Here is a 17,476-nt window from a genome sequence, read left to right as displayed (position 1 = left end):
AATAGCGTCACGATTTTATCGGCATAAAGCCCTACTGATTTTTGTCTATTCAATTTACACTGATAATAAGCATAATATCTTGATAATCCTAAATATTGACATAGCTTTGTTATGCTATAACGATGTCGATTTGCTTTTAGGATAGCGATTTTCGCCCTATTATCAGTGCTGCTTGCTTTAGAATATCGTTTTCCATACGCAGCTGTTTAAGCTTTTTACGCAACGCGATTAACTCTTGTTCTTGTGGACTGCGATTATCTTTTGTTTTAAATGAGCCACTTTGGCTTGATTGCGTTATCCAACGGTCCAATGCGGATGGCGTCAAATCATATTCGGCAACGATTTCACTACGTGATTTACCATGTTGATAAAGACTGACCATTTGGTGTTTAAAATCATCTGTGAATGTTCGTCTTTTGCGTTTAATCTTATTCATATTTATTCCTTTTTTAGTTGTGATAAGTTTACCTTACCCCTTAAAAAAGTTGTATGAATTAGTGTAGCCGATCCACCAATTCTCTATGATAAAAGTAAAAGGGATGATCCTCGCCAAAAAAGTGGACAAAAGTTGCCTCTATGATATAAACAAAAATCATAGGAGACAAATATCATGGTCAAAAAATTTAGTATCGAATTCAAACAACAATCAGTGGATTATGCGTTATCTAATGCACACCTTTCTATCAGCGAACTTGCCAATCATCTAGGTGTGGGTAAATCAACCCTAGATAAATGGATTAGGCAACTTTCCCCGAATAAAACTAGCCGTCGAGAGTTAACCTCTGAGCAACAGCGGATTATGGCGTTAGAAAAAGAGATTAAAGAACTAAAAATGGCTAATGATATACTAAAAAAGGCGCATGTGTACTTCATCAACAATCCAAATCGATGAAGTACGCTTATATGAAAAATCATTTAACCAGATATCCCATTACTAGGATATGCTCATTACTTGGTGTCAGTTCATCGGGTTATTTAGCCCAGCTAAAAAGAGCAAACAAATCAGCTAAACTCAGCGAGTATATCCAAAAGCAGTATTGGTAACATAAAGCCCGTTTGGGTGCGCCAAGCCTGCTTCATGATGCAAGGGAAGCGGGCTATCAAGTTTCAGAAAGAACAATTAGCCGTGTTTTGCAACAATTGGGATTACGGAGTAAAGCAGCACGTAAATTCAAGCATAAAACAGACAAGGCTCATCACAATATTGCGCCCAACACGTTAGATAGGCAATTTAATCCTGATAAGCCTAATAAAACATGGGTAACCGATATTACTTATATTAAAACGGGTGAAGGTTGGTTATATTTGTCGGTGATTATCGATTTATATGGACGAAAAGTGATTGCTAGGCAAACGAGTCGCTACATAGACCGCCATTTAGTGTGTAATACATTAAAACAAGCCTTATTTCGGCGTCACTTTCCTAAAAATGCACTCATTCATAGTGACCAAGGAAGCCAATATTGCAGTGCTGATTTCAAGCAATTATTGTTACAATATGGGCTAAGGCAAAGCATGAGTCGAAGAGGCAACTGCTTTGATAATGCGGTTGTTGAGAGTTTTTTTCATACACTCAAAACATATATTATTCATGACTGTTACTACAAAACGAGGAAGCAGGCTAATAAAGCACTATTTGAATATATTGAAATCTATTATAATCGGATACGCCGTCATTCAGCCAATGGCTGGGTATCACTTGAACAATATGAACAACAATATTACCAAAACGAAAAAATGATAGAGGTGGGCACTGTCTAATATTTTGGCGAGGATCAAGGTACTGATAAATTACCATATGTATAAACCACTTTGATTTTTATTGAGACCTTTGTACGGTAAAGCTTCACTCAAACTAAATTTTTAACCGTGCTTTTTTGAGGCATTTGGGCTTATATTTAGACCTAAATACCTCTAGATAAGTGACTATTTATCGCCATTTCCCTATTCTAGGCGCCTTTCCTGCTGTACAGATAACTCTAGTTTGATATCAAAGTTCAATAAGCTGCCTGAAAGATGAGCTTGGATTAGTTCAGTCAATGGAGTTTCAAATTAAACCGTATTTACGAAACCAAAGAATAAGTAGAAAGCTTTATGAAGATAGCAGAAAATGAAATACACATCTGGTTTACCTATAATGAGGAAATAAATCCCGATTTTGCTTTGACCAACTATGTCCAATTTTTGAATCATCAGGAATTGGAGCAGTGGCAAAATTATACTTTGACAAGTATAAACACCAATATTTGGTAACCCGAATGTTAGTGCATGATGTTCTGAGCAGATATCTACAAGGTATTCCTGCCAAAAATATAGAATTCAGAACTAATTCTGCACATTCTCTTTTAAATTCACTACTTAGTTGTCTTGTCACGGGATAATCTTATTAGTTGATGCTTTTTCATACCGCTAAGAATATCTGCAAGAAAAGTATACCGTTACACTGTGTAAGTGGTTTAGAAAATTAGTTTAAACAGAAAAAATACCTTATTCAAGTTGAAACCTGCGTCAGCGGTTGAGACTCTTTATAGTTCATTCAATTGTTCAATACTGAATAAGTGGCTTAGCAGTATCGTTGAATAAGCGAAAAAAACGGAACTCACATGTTCCGTTTTTTTGTATGCTAAATCCTTGTATTCACTCGGCCAAAGAAAATATAGACAATAACCGCTAGAAAACCAAAAGCCAGAGACACAAAAAACATTGCCTGATAAGCGCAGTTTATTGAAATTATTTGATGTTGAGTGAGGTTGATTAATATTCCTGATAGTACGCCTCCAAATGCACCACCAATTTGCTGTGTAACACGCGTGATAGCGCTCGTGTCCTTAATTTGATTTTTATCACAGAACTCAAATGGAGAAGAGAGAACAGCAATCGTGGCGACGCCTAATCCGGAACCTCGAACAGTAAAACCGATAATTTCAAAGGCGTTGCCACCTACTTGAATTATTAATATACTTATTGCTGATATTATTAATCCTACACCAATAATTAGAAATGAATTTATCTCACTTAGAGATTTATAAATAAATTTTCTAGCCAACCAGGCACCTACACCTTGTAGAGCTAGCAACATACCAATATATGTAATAGATATATTATCATTTATTGCTTGTATTAAAGGAAAAAAAATCATGAAACCAAAAAAGATAAGTGACGTCAGAAATCCCATAATTATTGCGAACGAATATTGAATACAACTAAATGAACTTAAATCGATCAGTTTACTGTCTGACTTGTTATTAATAATAAGCGAAACCAGCATCAAACCAATACCTAAAACTAGCATAATAATATTAAAAATATCAAAAAAATGCCCAGAAGTGATATTTTTAATAGAGATGAAAAATATTATTAAAGCAATTAAAAATGTCATTAATACATAAATATTCATATTGTATTTAGACGTTTTATTATCAGGCATTGTCGTTCTACCAAATAAAAAAGCCATAAGTACTAAAGGTATGTTGATAAAAAAAGCTATTCTCCAATTTAACTGTTCTGATATGATTGCTCCAAAAATTGGCCCTAGTGCAGGGGCAAAGACTGACGGAATAGCAATCAATGCCATAACCGGCTTTAGTCTTTCCTTACCAAAATAAGTTGCTATTGTAGATTGAGTAATAGGAATTAAAATTCCTGCACCAAAACCTTGTAGACATCTATACAAGATTAAAGAAACCAGATTATATGAAAATCCAACTAATATAGAACCAACAAGAAAGACAAAAATTGAGCATACCCATGCTTTCTTGAGTCCAAAATTTTCATGTACATAAGGTGATAGTAATATGCCAGCTGCGCAAGCAAGCATATATATGGTAACAGCCCATTGCATATAAGCATAAGAGGTATTAATGTCATTCGAAATTGAGGGTAAAATAACATTAACAATACTGCTATCTAATAATGGCAATATACTAGATAGTGTCATAGCAAACACTAACTTTCTTTCTGAGGTTGTCAGGTCAATCGATTGCTTCATATTAAACTCTTTCCAGATTATATTGAGTTGCGCCTCGTGTATATATTCCACCGAACGTTGGCGGTGTAATTTCTTTATAATTTTTAAGTATTAAAACTAATTTTTGAAGGGCGATATTTAATTGCATATTTGCAAATTGAGCACCAATACAAGCATGAATTCCCACTCCATATGAAAGATGTCCCTTAAATTCTCTTCGTGGATTGAATGTGTTTGGGTGTTCAAAATATTTTTCATCTCTATTTGCTGATGGTATTAAGGAAAATATTAAATCTCCTTTTTTTAAGTTAACACCTTCAACACAACTATCATCCTCAACTTGGCGTGGAATTAAATGAACAGGTGGTGTAATTCGTAAGCTTTCCTGCAAGATACTATTAGTGCTGCAATCATTGGAGATAACTAGATCAATATAAGATTCATTTCTATAAAGGTGATAGATACAATTTGCTAAAACTTTATCAACTGGTTCTGAAGCTGCAAGTAAAATGTTTAATGAAAGTGCGACTATCTCACTATCACTTAATATTTCACTTTCATTACTATTATGAATAATAAAAGAAATAATATCATCTCCAGCACACTTTTTACGTTCATCGATTAAATCCAATATCACTTTTTCCAATTCTTCAGATGCAAATAGTGCGATATCTTCAGTCTCTTTTGAAAGATTAAACCCAGTCGCAAATTGAACTATGAGTTTTAATCTTTCTAGATACCAGTCTAATTTATTATAATCAATACCAATGATATTGAATGTTGTTAATAAAGCATATTTATTACCAAAATCAGAAATAAAATCAAATTTGTTCTTAGTTATAATTTCTGTTAACAATGAATCACATAGATTTGTCAGTTTGGGGTGATAATAATCTTTCAACACACGACCGGTAAGCTGATGTAAGAGCATGCTCTTTTTTATTTTATGTTCATTACCTTCCATCTGAGCCAGAACTTTTCCCCTCATTACTGGCTCAGCTCTTTTAGATAAAGGTTTTGTTGAAAATAATACTGAATTTCCAAGTATGCTACGAACAGCATCATAACTAATAGCTAAATGCGCATTTAAAGTTTTGTCATAAATAACGTTCTCCGTTTTATCCAATAAATCAATATATTTGTATGGATCTTGTCCATATTCATCAGACAACACTCCTGGAAAATGATTGTTCATAGTCAACATATTACCTCCATATTACTTAATAATTAAATTGAATGATCTTTAACAATAATTTTTGTATCTGAACTAGGGCTGATACTTAACTTTCCAGCATAAACATAATCAGCTATTGGCCATGAACAGTAATAAGATATATGCAGACTAGTTAGTGAAGATGACAATAAAGAAGGGGAAATAATAAAAGGAATTTCTCTTATTATATATTCTGTAGCAATAATAATATCCTGTTCTTTTATTTCAGATGTTTTACTGATGGCGTTTTTTCTATTCAAAATAGCTTTATATGGCTGAGTTATACATAATGAGTGAAAATTCTCATTATTTTTAAAATCTTCTTTTATTATCTCTACATTTTTTTATACAATTCGTCAGCATAAAAATCGGAAAATTTTAATATTCTTTTTGCAAAAAAATCATGACTAGACATTGATAAATAATTATTAATAGCTCTTTCAATTCGATAAAATTCTTTTCGTGATTTTTTACGTGCTTTTACCTCATTATCTCCAGCTCCTATTAAAAGATACTTAGCCTCTTCATGTGGATGTAAAACATCTACATGATCATAATTATCAAACCCCCACTCCAACATATTTTTAATGTAATTTTCATTAAATTTGGAATTAAAAGGGCTTATGCCAAATAAAACATGTTTTCCTTTCATTTTATACCTCTTTCTAGACAGCTAGCTACTAAAAATATATATAACATTAATTATTTCAATCAATTATATTAAATAATATTTTTTTTAAATCATTCATGATTTATTGCTAATTTATTTTTAATATATATAGTTATATTTATTTTATTTGAATTAAGTTGGGCTAATTTAGGATAGTTAGTAAAACAAAAAATTACTAACTAATTCCAGCCACAAAATATTACTTAGAGGCCATATAAATGAATATTTCACTCATTTCTCCAGAGGTCGCTTCTTCTGATAACGAACCTATGATTATATCGGCATCACTCAAATCCCCATCAGTGAAAGTAACAGAACTTCATCATCACTCGAGAGGACAACTAGCTGGTACATTACAAGGTTTAATTTCAATTAAAGTGGAAAGTAGTCAATGGGTAATACCCACAACTCATGGTATATGGATACCTCCAGATACACAGCATTCTCTTCTCGGATCACATGGGCCATTCCACGGATGGAGTATCTATATACAAAAAAGCGAATGTAATAATCTGCCGAATAAACCCTGCATGCTAGAATTATCTAGTCTATTGCGTGAAGCAATTACCCGAACCATGACATGGAATAATTCAGAATTGCAACCCGAGCATAAGCGATTAATGGCAGTGATTGTCGACGAGATTAGTATAATCCCTCAAGTTGAGATAGCACTCCCAATGCCAAAAGATATTCGTTTGTTAAAAATTGCTTTAGCTTTGTCTAATAATCCTAGTGACGATAGAAACATTAATGAATGGAGCGTTTGGGCTGGGATTTCTCGACGCTCATTAACTCGTCGATTTACAAATGAAACTGGATTTAATTTCACAGAATGGCGACAGAAACTACGTATGTTAAAAGCTTTAGAGTTGCTTGTTGCGGGCAGACCTATCACAGAAATTTCTTTAAATTTAGGTTATGATAATATTAGTGGCTTTATTGCTATTTTCCGTCGAAATTTCGGGGTAACTCCAGGTAATTATCAAAAAGCGATGAGAAATAACCACCCATGGAGAAACTTTAATGACACTATCATTTAAGATGATAATTATATTAATGATATATTAGGGCGTGTTGATCTTTCGTGATTATTTTTTAGACGGCATGATGTGAGTTATAATAATTCTGCAAAAAACAACCATAACTCGATTCATCATGCCAAGAACAACAATGCTGACAGATAAACGGTGGGAAAAGCTACTACAAATAATGAAAAATACCGGCCGAGTTTATAATAAATCCGAGCATCGGATGACGTTTGAGGGGGGAGCCTTTTCCGAATGAGAACTGGTATTCCTTGGCGAGATTTGCCAGAAGAGTTTGGTGAATGGAGCACCATCTATAGACGATTTAATTTGTGGTCTAAAAAAGGAATATTAGTTGATATTTTCAAACATTTATCACAACTAGCGGATTTTGAATGGGTGTTCCTAGATGGTTCGATTATCAGGGCTCATCAACATAGTACAGGCGCTGCAACGGAGCATTGTGAGCAAATAGGTCAGAGCTGTGGTGGTAATTCAACTAAAATTCATCTTGCGGTTGATAGTGGTGGTTTGCCTATTTGTTTCGAGCTTTCTGAAGGACAACGACATATGATATCACTTATGCAGAAAACCTAGTTGAAAGGCTCGATGAAGTGAATACAGTGATAGCCGATAAAGGTTATGACAGCGAGCCTTTTCGGTGCTTTGTTCGTCAAAAAGGCGGACGAACGGTGATTGCTAAACGTAATTATGGTAAGGATATAGATAAAAGCAGTATGGATAGGTGCCTTTATCGCTATCGTCATTTAGTCGAGAATGCCTTTGCTAGAATCAATCAATATCGTTCAATATCAAATAGATACGATAAGTTAGAAAGGAATTATGCCAGTATGGTATCACTGGCATTTATGTTAATGTGGCTGCCAATGTATTGTTGAGTAATTTATGTACAGCAAAGATCAACAGCCCCTAATCAATTACAATTAATTTTTTAATTATTTATAACTATCCTTTACCTAAATTCACTCCTAATTTGAAATACCTATAAACTTAAATAAAAGACATTAATTCAATGTATTCCGCTAATTTGATAATTAAAATCCATTTAAATGAAAATTTTTTGAATCTTTTTTTGATTTTGTCGACTCTTTATTAGAGTAGTTCATTATTAAATCTAATTTTAAAGAGGAAAAAAATATGAGTTTTAAAAAAAATATTCCAAGTTTTGAGCGTTTATGTCGAATTATTATTGGTGCCTGTATTGCTTATTTAGGCTTTCTTTTTGCTCCAACAGCCCTAGTAATGTGGATTGCTATCGCAACAGGAATAATTCTGGTTTGTACTGGAACTATAGGATTTTGCCCTATGCGTTCAATTATGAAAAGAAAAATAAACTAGCTAAAAAATCCACTCGCTACTTCCTTGATGTAATGATGAATAACAGTTTACTTTGAGGAAGTACATATTACAGGATATCTCTCATTGATATCACCATTAAGAGAAAAATGTAAATAAAATGAAATTTAAATTAAATAATTTTAAGAGGTAATGTCATGTTTAGAAGTAGTTCTGTATTAAGGCATTTACTACGAGGATGTATTGGATTTGGTTTGCTAGGTTTAACAATATATCTGTTCATTCAAGGTGCTGTCTGGAGCGTTTTATTGGGACTTGTATCGGCTGTTTTAGGGTTTGTTGTATTAAGAGGATGCCCTGCCTGTTGGGTAATTGGTCTCATAATGACTATAACCAATCCAGGTAAAACATGTATTCCCTGTACAAAAAAAGATGAATCAATTTCAACAGACTTAAAGTGAAAATAGCTCAATGTGTGAATTTGTTATGTTGCATGGTTACTGCCCCTACTTGCTAGGGGATGAGTATCTAATCAAGTTAAATCATATTTTCTTTAATGCCATTTGTATTCATTACCATAAATAGTTCCTTTATAATTGTGAATATTAATATATAAAGTATTCATAATTACTATTTCAGTGTGAATGACCACTAATCTCTAATTTTTTTCGTATAATATTTCTAGCTCTGTGAAGTCTACTTTTCACTGCTTCTGGGCTAATTTCAAGCATATTAGACACTTCATAAGTTGATAATTCTCTGATATCTCTAAGAATTATTACACTTCGATAAGTATAGGGAAGAGAAATTATTGCTTTAGTTAAGTCAATTTTTAATATTGATTCATCAGCTATAGAGTTACTAGTTCCAAATAGCTCTTCCATATCATCAGGATCCATTGCGAATGTTTTGTTATTTGAACGAAATATTCTGTAGCATTCTCGCTCAATAATGCGAAACAACCACGCTGACAGTGCGGAAATAGTTCGCAAAACACCTATTTTTTTATATAAAACCCAGAGTGCCACTTGTACTGCATCTTCTGCGTCTTCAGCAGTGGAACAAACTTTTCTTGAAAAGCGATTTAGATCTGGTTGGCATTTTTCGAGTAATTTAGCCATAGCAACTTCATTACCTGAACTGGCCTGTAAAATGAGATTATCATCAATTTTTTTCATTATTTTTTCCTCTACTATATAAAAGAGGTTTGAAGGTATGAAAAGGATTCAAATAATTTTAAATATTTTTGTAACTATCCCCTAAAATAGTACAGCAAAAAAGTAGAAAATTCTCTATGATAAAAGTAAAAGGGAATTTAATTATGAAAAAAATGGCTGAACATCAAATCGTGGCTATTTTAAAAGATGATCCTCGCCAAAAAAGTGGACAAAAGTCACCTCTATGATATAAACAAAAATCATAGGAGACAAATATCATGGTCAAAAAATTTAGTATCTAATTCAAACAACAATCAGTGGATTATGCGTTATCTAATGCACACCTTTCTATCAGCGAACTTGCCAACCATCTAGGTGTGGGTAAATCAACCCTAGATTAAATGGATTAGGCAACTTTCCCCGAATAAAACTAGCCGTCGAGAGTTAACGGCTGAGCAACAGCGGATTATGGCGTTAGAAAAAGAGATTAAAGAACTGAAAATGGCCAATGATATACTAAAAAAGGCGCATGTGCATATCATCAACAATCCAAGTCGATGAAGTACGCTTATATGAAAAATCATTTAACCTGCTATCCCGTTACTAGGATATGCTCATTACTTGGTGTCAGTTCATCGGGTTATTATGCTTGGTTAAAAAGAGCAAACAAATCAGCTAAACTCAGCGTATATCCAAAAACAGTATTGGCAACATAAGCCCGTTTGGGTGCGCCAAGCCTGCTTCATGATGCAAGGGAAGCGGGCTATTAAGTTTCAGAAAGGACAGCTTGCCGTGTTTTGCAGCAATGGGGATTACTTAGTTTAAGATTGCATAGTAAAGCCACACGTAAATTCAAGTATAAAACAGACAAGGCTCATCACAATATTGTGCCCAACACGTTAGATAGGCAATTTAACCCTGATAAGCCTAATAAAACAGGGGTAACCGATATTACTTATATTAAAACGGGGGAAGGTTGGTTATATTTGTCGTCGGTGATTATCGATTTATATGGACGAAAAGTGATTGCTAGGCAAACGAGTCGCTACATAGACCGCCATTTAGTGTGTAATACATTAAAACAAGCTTTATTTCGGCGTCACTTTCCTAAAAATGTACTCATTCATAGTGACCAAGGAAGCCAATATTGCAGTGCTGATTTCAAGCAATTATTGTTACAATATGGGCTAAGGCAAAGCATGAGTCGAAGAGGCAACTGCTTTGATAATGCGGTTGTTGAGAGTTTTTTTCATACACTCAAAACACATATTATTCATGACTGTTACTACAAAACGAGGAAGCAGGCTAATAAAGCACTATTTGAATATATTGAAACCTATTATAATCGGATACGCCGTCATTCAGCCAATGGCTGGGTATCACTTGAACAATATGAACAACAATATTACCAAAACGAAAAAATGATAGAGGTGGGCACTGTCTAATATTTTGGCGAGGATCAAACCGCAAGCTTAAGCAGATGTTTGCCGAACTGAGTTTAAAATCCCAGCTTCAGGAAGAAATCATAAAAAAGCTTTAGTGCCCACAAAGGCACGTAAAACGTGGGCACAGTAATTACAACAAAATCATTCAGTTACTATTGCTATGAGTTGTGCCATTGTTGGCTTAAGCCGTTGTGCTTACTATTATCAACCTAAGTTACCGGATGATTCGGTGATTATTTCGGTGTTGAATGCTATCACAGACCGGCATTTACGCTAGGGCTTTCCTAAATGTTTTAATCGTATCAGAAAGCTCGGCTATAAATGGAATCATAAACGGGTGTATCGGGTGTATTGCCAATTAAAGCTTAATCTCAGGATAAAGCGTAAACAGCGCATTCCTCCACGAAGCCCAGAAAGGCTATCAGCACCCAATAAACAAGGTGAATGTTGGTCAATGGATTTTATGAGTGACAGTAGTCGTAATCAGCGTCGCTTTAGGACATTCAATGTCATCGATGACTTTAATCGTGAGGCGTTAGGGATTGATATTGCAGTAAGCTTACCAGCAGGAAGGATTACCCGTTACTTAGATAAACTGGCCGAATATCATGGGTATCCATTCAAAATCCGCTAGTTGTGATAAATGTTTGAAAATATCAACTAATATTCCTTTTTTAGACCACAAATTAAATCGTCTATAGACGGTGCTCCATTCACCAAACTCTTCTGGCAAATCTCGCCAAGGAATACCTGTTCTCATTCGGAAAAGGCTCCCTTCAAACGTCATCCGATGCTCGGATTTATTATAAACTCGACCGGTATTTTTCATTATTTGTAGTAGCTTTTCCCACCGTTTATCTGTTAGCATTGTTCTTGGCATGATGAATCGAGTTATGGTTGTTTTTTGCAGAATTATTATAACTCACATCATGCCGTCTAAAAAATAATCACGAAAGATCAACACGCCCTAATATTTTTATAATTAATGTTTTTATTATTTAGGCTTTTATCGATTAATGATTTGCATCACTTTGCCAGCCATTTTTAGCTAAAGGAAAGAAACCGACCCCAACCGCAATTAACGCTACAAAAGAGATGTAAATACCAGCACCAAGATAACTATATTGACCTAATAAATGTTCAGGGCTTAATAGATAAATGGTTAATGTTGGTGTAAATGCACTAAATAGCGCATAGGCTAAATTATACGAAAATGACAAACCCGAATAACGAATCGCAGGAGGGAAAGCTCTTGTACCAACTATTGCTGTCATTGCAACAGAACCAATAAATAGCCCAAATACAGCCCAAAGCGAATAAAGTTTAGTTAAGGACATATCTGGCGACAAAGAGCTATAAAATACAATGCTCATAATAGCAAGTCCGCCCCAGTTAATTAGCATTGTTTTGGTTGTACCTATTTTATCTTCTAACCAACCAAAAATAACGCAACCGATAGTCAAAGTTAGTGCAGCAATACAACCACCAATACGCCAATCAAGATTAGCAAAATGGTACATACCACCAACAATACGACCCGGTGTAATCAAAATACCCACCATAATTGCCGTCGACAATGACCAAGTCAAAAGAGCCACAATTAGGCAAGCTGTTTTATGTTTTTGAAGCACGGTAACGACAGGAATATTCTTTTCAATTGCTTTGCGTGCCGCTAACTCTTTAAAGATAGGTGTTTCAGATAAAAATCGACGTAAATAAACCGAAATAACGCCAAAAATACCACCAATAATAAACGGAATACGCCAAGCATAATCTAAAATATTTACGGTGGTAAAACAAAGATCAATAATGATAGTCACAATAAAGCCAAGTAAAATACCGCCAGTAATACCTGAAGTTAACGTACCGATACCTAAACCATAACGTTGCTTTGGCACATGTTCAGCAATGAACACCCAAGCTCCTGGCATTTCACCACCAATAGCAGCACCTTGAAGCATACGCATCACTAATAATAACAGAGGTGCAAAAATACCAATCACTTCATAAGTTGGTAAAACACCAATGATAAATGTAGGTAATGCCATCATAGCCACGCTTAAGGTAAACATTCGCTTACGTCCCACTTTATCACCAAAGTGCGCCATAATTATGCCACCAACAGGACGAACCAAATAACCAGCAGCAAAAATACCCCATGCAAATAAATCTAACGTTAATGGCGATAAAAAATGCGGTAAAAATAGTGGTTTTACAATGGTATCGATGTAAAGCGCATAAATAACAAAATCATAAAATTCTAATGTACCACCCAAAGAGGACAAAACTAACGTTTTAAAATCCTGCCGATTTAATGGTCGAGCACTAGGCTGCCATTCCGCGTTGATTACAGACTGACTCATGGAAAAACCTTATTATTAAATTAAGTTAGAAAATAAAAAATCTATCTTTTATTGATTTAAGTTAAAAACGTGAGATTCATTCTGCCACAAAAAAAAGGCTTTTTTTTCATCATAAAAAAATTTAATGTATGTAACAAAACTACTTATTTGATTTATAATTCAACTAATCGAAGCTTAAAAAATATAAATCACGATAAAGCATAATCAATAATGGATAAATTAGATAAAATTTGATGACAAATAACAACAAAGTACGCTGTAGTTGGGTTTTGGATGACCCAATATACATTCATTACCACGATAACGAATGGGGCAACCCCCAATATGATAGCCTTAAACTATTTGAAAAAATTTGCCTTGAAGGGCAACAAGCGGGATTATCGTGGATCACTGTTCTGAAAAAACGAGATGAATATCGACGTTGCTTTTTTAATTTCGACCCACAAAAAATTATTCAGCTAACGCCTGAAGATATTGAACATCTTTTAAAAAATAAAGGACTAATTCGTAATCGTTTAAAGCTAAATAGCATTGTAAAAAATGCTCATGCTTATTTAAACATGCAAAAAAGTGGCGAGGATTTCTCGCAATTTATCTGGTCTTTTGTTAATAATAAACCAATTATTAACCATTTTAATGATAAAAGCGAAGTTCCCGTAAGTACTGATATATCAGAAAAAATGTCAAAAGCGCTAAAAAACAAAGGATTTACATTTGTTGGTTCTACCATCTGTTATGCTTTTATGCAGTCCATGGGATTAGTTAACGATCATTTTGAAAATTGTTATAAAAAATAAAGGAAAAAATGGATGATAGCAAAATCAATAAAGTATGGTATAGCGTTAATATTAGCCTATTTCATTATTGCTAACATTGCGATTTATATTTCTTCGTTACAAAAACCAATAAAAAATGCCGATACCGTAGTTGTATTGGGATCACAAGTTATTAATACACCTGCCATAGCTCCACCTACTTTAGCCGAGCGTTTAAATATTGCCATAAATTATTTACAAAATAACCCACAAACCAAAGTTGTTGTTTGTGGTGGACAAGGCAAAGACGAATCTGCAACTGAAGCTAGTGTAATGGCTCAATATTTAATTGAAAAAGGGATCGATGCTAATCGAATTTATCAAGAAGACAAATCAACCCGAACAGCCCAACAATTTATCTATGCAAATCGTATATTACCCTTAGGAAAAACGGTTGTGGTAACCAATGATTTTCATTTATTGCGATCGCTAATGCTTGCTAAACGTTCAGGAATTAACGAAGTATCAGGCTTAGCGGCGCCATTAGATTTAACTAATGGCGATAAATATATCGCATTAATAAGAGAACCCCTAGCACTAGCAAATTCTTGGTTATTTGACCATCCAAGCGATAATAAAACCTCTGAAAACCAATTACCCAGTCAACCATCTAACTAAAATCATCGGCGCATCACGGCAAAAGCACGGGTAACTACTGTTTTTGCCGTGCGTCCATGATATCATTAACTATTAAAATTTAAATCAGTTACAGATAAATATGAAATCAGACACAATTGTTGCACAAGCAACACCACCAGGTCGTGGTGGCGTAGGTATATTGCGCATTTCTGGACCCCAAGCCCAAGCCGTGGCTCAGGCAGTATTAGGGCAAATACCCAAACCAAGGTATGCACATTATCTTCCTTTTTTAGCTACTGATGGTTCAATTTTAGATGAAGGTATTGCGCTGTTTTTCCCAAATCCACACTCTTTTACAGGTGAAGATGTACTTGAATTACAAGGGCACGGTGGTCCAGTTATTTTGGATCTACTTTTAAAGCGTATATTAGAACTTCCTAACATCCGTATTGCAAAGCCGGGAGAGTTTTCAGAGCGTGCATTTTTAAATGACAAGCTAGATCTGGCTCAAGCCGAAGCTATTGCTGATTTGATTGATGCTAGCTCAGAACAAGCGGCAAAATCGGCAATATCATCTTTGCAAGGAGTATTTTCTAAAAAAGTGAATGCCTTGGTTGAATCCTTAATTCATTTACGCATATTCACCGAGGCAGCAATCGACTTTCCTGAAGAAGAAATTGACTTTTTATCTGACGGCAAAATAGAAGCACAGCTTAACCAAGTCATAACTCGTTTAAGCGAAGTTCGCCAAGAAGCTAAACAAGGAGCACTGTTACGAGAAGGCATGAAAGTAGTCATAGCAGGGCGTCCTAATGCAGGAAAATCAAGCTTACTTAATGCATTAGCTGGGCGTGAAGCTGCCATTGTGACCGATATCGCAGGCACCACGCGTGATGTACTGCGTGAACATATCCATATTGATGGCATGCCACTACACATTATTGATACCGCAGGTTTACGAGAAGCTAGTGACGAAGTGGAACGAATTGGTATAGAACGTGCTTGGCAAGAAATTGAGCAAGCTGATCGTGTATTATTTATGGTTGACAGCACAACCACAACAGAAACCAACCCAGAAAAGCTATGGCCAGAATTTATTGAACGCTTACCTAAAAATATGCCAGTAACTGTAATTCGTAATAAAGCCGATTTAACAGGTGAAAAGCTAGGATATAGCGAAGTAAACGGCTACTCACTGATTCAGCTTTCAGCCAGAACGGGGGAAGGCATTTCACTATTACGCGATCACCTAAAACAAACCATGGGCTTTACTAGCAGCACTGAAGGTGGATTCTTAGCCCGACGCCGCCACCTTCAAGCACTTGAAAAGGCAGCCGAGCACTTAAATAATGGTAAACACCAACTAGTCACCTTCCATGCTGGTGAATTGCTCGCTGAAGAGCTAAGATTAGCGCAAGAATCCTTAAGCGAAATCACAGGAGAATTTACTTCTGATGATTTATTAGGCCGTATATTCAGTTCGTTTTGTATTGGTAAATAGGTCAAACTTTAATTCTACACTAAATAAAATCTATAAAGCAGAACATTGCCTAGTTGTTGGTACATTCCAATATCAAAATGTGCTGACAACTAAGAAAATCAGCATCTCAAGTAAGAATTTTTTATTATGAACAAACTAAAGCTGGCATGTAATATTTAAATGCATTCAAATAGGCTTTAAACAAAATATAAAATTCCCAAAGATACTTTATAGCGAATTAATTCTATTAAAACAAAAAATTAAATAAAATCAATAATCTACCTGAACGATTTTAAAGTAAAAAAACACACTTATAGCACCACAATGCTAATATGCTTGCCTTATCACAGCATCAAAGCATGCCGATAACAAAGTAAAGTTAGTACGCTAAACTAGGTTGTTGGGTGTGTTTGTGTTTTAGATGTTATTAGCAATATTAATCATTCCGCAAAAGCCAATATGTCCTAAAGCTAACACCCTATTTTAATTATAAAATTCTCCTATCTATAAAGTCGAATTGTTTGCATCTTTACATTTCTTTATAAAAAAGTCCGCCAAAAAACTAGCCAACTATTTTATAAATGGTTATACTTTTATCGTTGTAGGAAAACAAGCTTATTAAATAAGCGAATAATTATAAAATTCAAATAAAACAAAATATTACTTGACACGAGGAACGTAATGCATTATCATTTTAGGCACAAGCACTGGCAAACCTATGTCTTAAATTTATCAAATAATCCTATTCGATGAGTTTTTATACGAAGCTCATTTATATCTTCCAAATCATTATCAAAATTAACCCAAAAAATCTTGTTGGTACTGTTATTAATACTGCATTCATTGAATTTGCAGGCATTAACTAGCAAAACTAGTCGAATGCATAATAATCGTAGCGATGCAATAATTTTGCCTTCATCTATGTTTATCAACTATGTAAGGCCGAATCTAAGATTTGGTAATAGCCATGATGGTTTTTGGGGGAATAATCACGCAGGCCCACCTAACATATGGGATCCTGATAAAGGTTTTCTTGTTCAGGCAACTAATTTACCCGATTATGAACTTAATTTTCCAACTACGGGCTTAGATGGTTTATATGGATCGGCTACACTAATTCATACAACTTTTTTAAGGGGTAAGGTAAACTTATCACAACTAAAAAAGGAACAAATATGAATAAGATTAAACGCAAAAGACGAACATTCACAGATGATTTTAAACACCAAATGGTCAGTCTTTATCAACATGGTAAATCACGTAGTGAAATCGTTGCAGAATATGATTTGACACCATCAGCATTGGACCGTTGGATAACTCAATCAAGCCAAAGTGGCTCATTTAAAACAAAAGATAATCGCAGTCCACAAGAACAAGAGTTAATCGCGTTGCGTAAAGAGCTTAAACAGCTGCGTATGGAAAACGATATTCTAAAGCAAGCAGCA

General features: G+C 34.7%; 15 protein-coding genes and 4 pseudogenes. 11 read left to right on the top strand and 8 right to left on the bottom strand.

Annotated elements, in window-relative coordinates:
• Positions 1-136: 136 nt before the first annotated feature.
• A complete protein-coding gene (locus A9G35_RS08760) occupies positions 137-436 on the bottom strand; it encodes an IS3 family transposase (RefSeq protein WP_065636524.1) in 300 nt (99 codons plus the stop codon).
• A gap of 174 nt (positions 437-610) precedes the next feature.
• On the opposite strand from A9G35_RS08760, the pseudogene A9G35_RS08750 reads away from it, so the two are divergent.
• A pseudogene (locus tag A9G35_RS08750) lies at positions 611-1,761 on the top strand (IS3 family transposase).
• Between the two features lie 862 nt (positions 1,762-2,623).
• Here A9G35_RS08750 and A9G35_RS08745 read toward each other — a convergent pair.
• From A9G35_RS08745 to A9G35_RS08735, 4 genes are read right to left on the bottom strand one after another with little or no spacing between them, the layout of a single operon-like run.
• A complete protein-coding gene (locus tag A9G35_RS08745) occupies positions 2,624-3,988 on the bottom strand; it encodes an MFS transporter (RefSeq protein ID WP_065586987.1) in 1,365 nt (454 codons plus the stop codon).
• A gap of 1 nt (position 3,989) precedes the next feature.
• Positions 3,990-5,162, bottom strand: coding sequence for a cytochrome P450 (locus A9G35_RS08740; protein ID WP_176701413.1), 1,173 nt, complete (start codon positions 5,160-5,162; stop codon positions 3,990-3,992).
• Between the two features lie 32 nt (positions 5,163-5,194).
• Positions 5,195-5,509 (bottom strand): tRNA-dependent cyclodipeptide synthase, encoded by a 315-nt coding sequence (locus tag A9G35_RS13240; protein ID WP_255306013.1) that lies wholly within the window; start codon positions 5,507-5,509, stop codon positions 5,195-5,197.
• 5 nt (positions 5,510-5,514) lie between these two features.
• Complete coding sequence (locus tag A9G35_RS08735) at positions 5,515-5,832, bottom strand: tRNA-dependent cyclodipeptide synthase (RefSeq protein ID WP_065606595.1); 318 nt, start codon at positions 5,830-5,832, stop codon at positions 5,515-5,517.
• Positions 5,833-6,380: 548 nt separating this feature from the next.
• On the opposite strand from A9G35_RS08735, the gene A9G35_RS13730 reads away from it, so the two are divergent.
• From A9G35_RS13730 to A9G35_RS08720, 3 genes and pseudogenes are all read left to right on the top strand, one after another.
• The gene (locus tag A9G35_RS13730; RefSeq protein ID WP_218057246.1) at positions 6,381-6,890 is read left to right on the top strand and encodes a helix-turn-helix domain-containing protein; all 510 of its coding nucleotides are present in this window, start codon (positions 6,381-6,383) and stop codon (positions 6,888-6,890) included.
• A gap of 115 nt (positions 6,891-7,005) precedes the next feature.
• Positions 7,006-7,774, top strand: a pseudogene (locus tag A9G35_RS08725) (IS5 family transposase).
• 259 nt (positions 7,775-8,033) lie between these two features.
• Positions 8,034-8,234, top strand: coding sequence for a YgaP family membrane protein (locus tag A9G35_RS08720; RefSeq protein WP_034915691.1), 201 nt, complete (start codon positions 8,034-8,036; stop codon positions 8,232-8,234).
• Positions 8,235-8,827: 593 nt separating this feature from the next.
• Here the strand turns inward: A9G35_RS08720 and A9G35_RS08710 are convergent.
• Complete coding sequence (locus tag A9G35_RS08710; RefSeq protein WP_051634374.1) at positions 8,828-9,370, bottom strand: RNA polymerase sigma factor; 543 nt, start codon at positions 9,368-9,370, stop codon at positions 8,828-8,830.
• Between the two features lie 296 nt (positions 9,371-9,666).
• Between A9G35_RS08710 and A9G35_RS08705 the strand changes: the two are divergent.
• Positions 9,667-10,794 (top strand): annotated as a pseudogene (locus A9G35_RS08705) (IS3 family transposase).
• A gap of 346 nt (positions 10,795-11,140) precedes the next feature.
• Positions 11,141-11,428 (top strand): hypothetical protein, encoded by a 288-nt coding sequence (locus tag A9G35_RS13235; protein ID WP_141673844.1) that lies wholly within the window; start codon positions 11,141-11,143, stop codon positions 11,426-11,428.
• Here A9G35_RS13235 and A9G35_RS08700 read toward each other — a convergent pair.
• Positions 11,408-11,674 (bottom strand): annotated as a pseudogene (locus A9G35_RS08700) (transposase); the annotation flags it as partial. The gene A9G35_RS13235 and the pseudogene A9G35_RS08700 overlap by 21 nt on opposite strands.
• 133 nt (positions 11,675-11,807) lie before the next feature.
• On the bottom strand, positions 11,808-13,157 hold the full coding sequence (locus tag A9G35_RS08695) for an MFS transporter (protein ID WP_065589464.1): 1,350 nt from the start codon (positions 13,155-13,157) through the stop codon (positions 11,808-11,810).
• Between the two features lie 233 nt (positions 13,158-13,390).
• Between A9G35_RS08695 and A9G35_RS08690 the strand changes: the two genes are divergently transcribed.
• The 5 genes from A9G35_RS08690 to A9G35_RS08670 form a co-directional block, all read left to right on the top strand.
• On the top strand, positions 13,391-13,954 hold the full coding sequence (locus A9G35_RS08690; protein WP_065636521.1) for a DNA-3-methyladenine glycosylase I: 564 nt from the start codon (positions 13,391-13,393) through the stop codon (positions 13,952-13,954).
• A gap of 12 nt (positions 13,955-13,966) precedes the next feature.
• Positions 13,967-14,590, top strand: coding sequence for a YdcF family protein (locus tag A9G35_RS08685; protein ID WP_065606604.1), 624 nt, complete (start codon positions 13,967-13,969; stop codon positions 14,588-14,590).
• A gap of 100 nt (positions 14,591-14,690) precedes the next feature.
• Positions 14,691-16,052 (top strand): tRNA uridine-5-carboxymethylaminomethyl(34) synthesis GTPase MnmE, encoded by a 1,362-nt coding sequence (mnmE, locus tag A9G35_RS08680; RefSeq protein WP_065636520.1) that lies wholly within the window; start codon positions 14,691-14,693, stop codon positions 16,050-16,052.
• Positions 16,053-16,844: 792 nt separating this feature from the next.
• Positions 16,845-17,210 carry a hypothetical protein gene (locus tag A9G35_RS08675; RefSeq protein ID WP_141673843.1) on the top strand — a complete coding sequence of 122 codons (366 nt, stop codon included), beginning with the start codon at positions 16,845-16,847 and terminating at the stop codon, positions 17,208-17,210.
• A partial coding sequence (locus A9G35_RS08670) for a transposase (RefSeq protein WP_065636043.1) occupies positions 17,207-17,476 on the top strand: 270 nt, incomplete at its 3' end. The genes A9G35_RS08675 and A9G35_RS08670, both read left to right, overlap by 4 nt.

The organism is Gilliamella sp. Choc5-1 (genome assembly GCF_001690595.1).
Lineage (GTDB): Bacteria > Pseudomonadota > Gammaproteobacteria > Enterobacterales > Orbaceae > Gilliamella > Gilliamella apicola_M.
The sequence above is the reverse complement of the archived record's forward strand: the minus strand, read 5'-3'. Positions and strand labels throughout refer to the sequence as shown.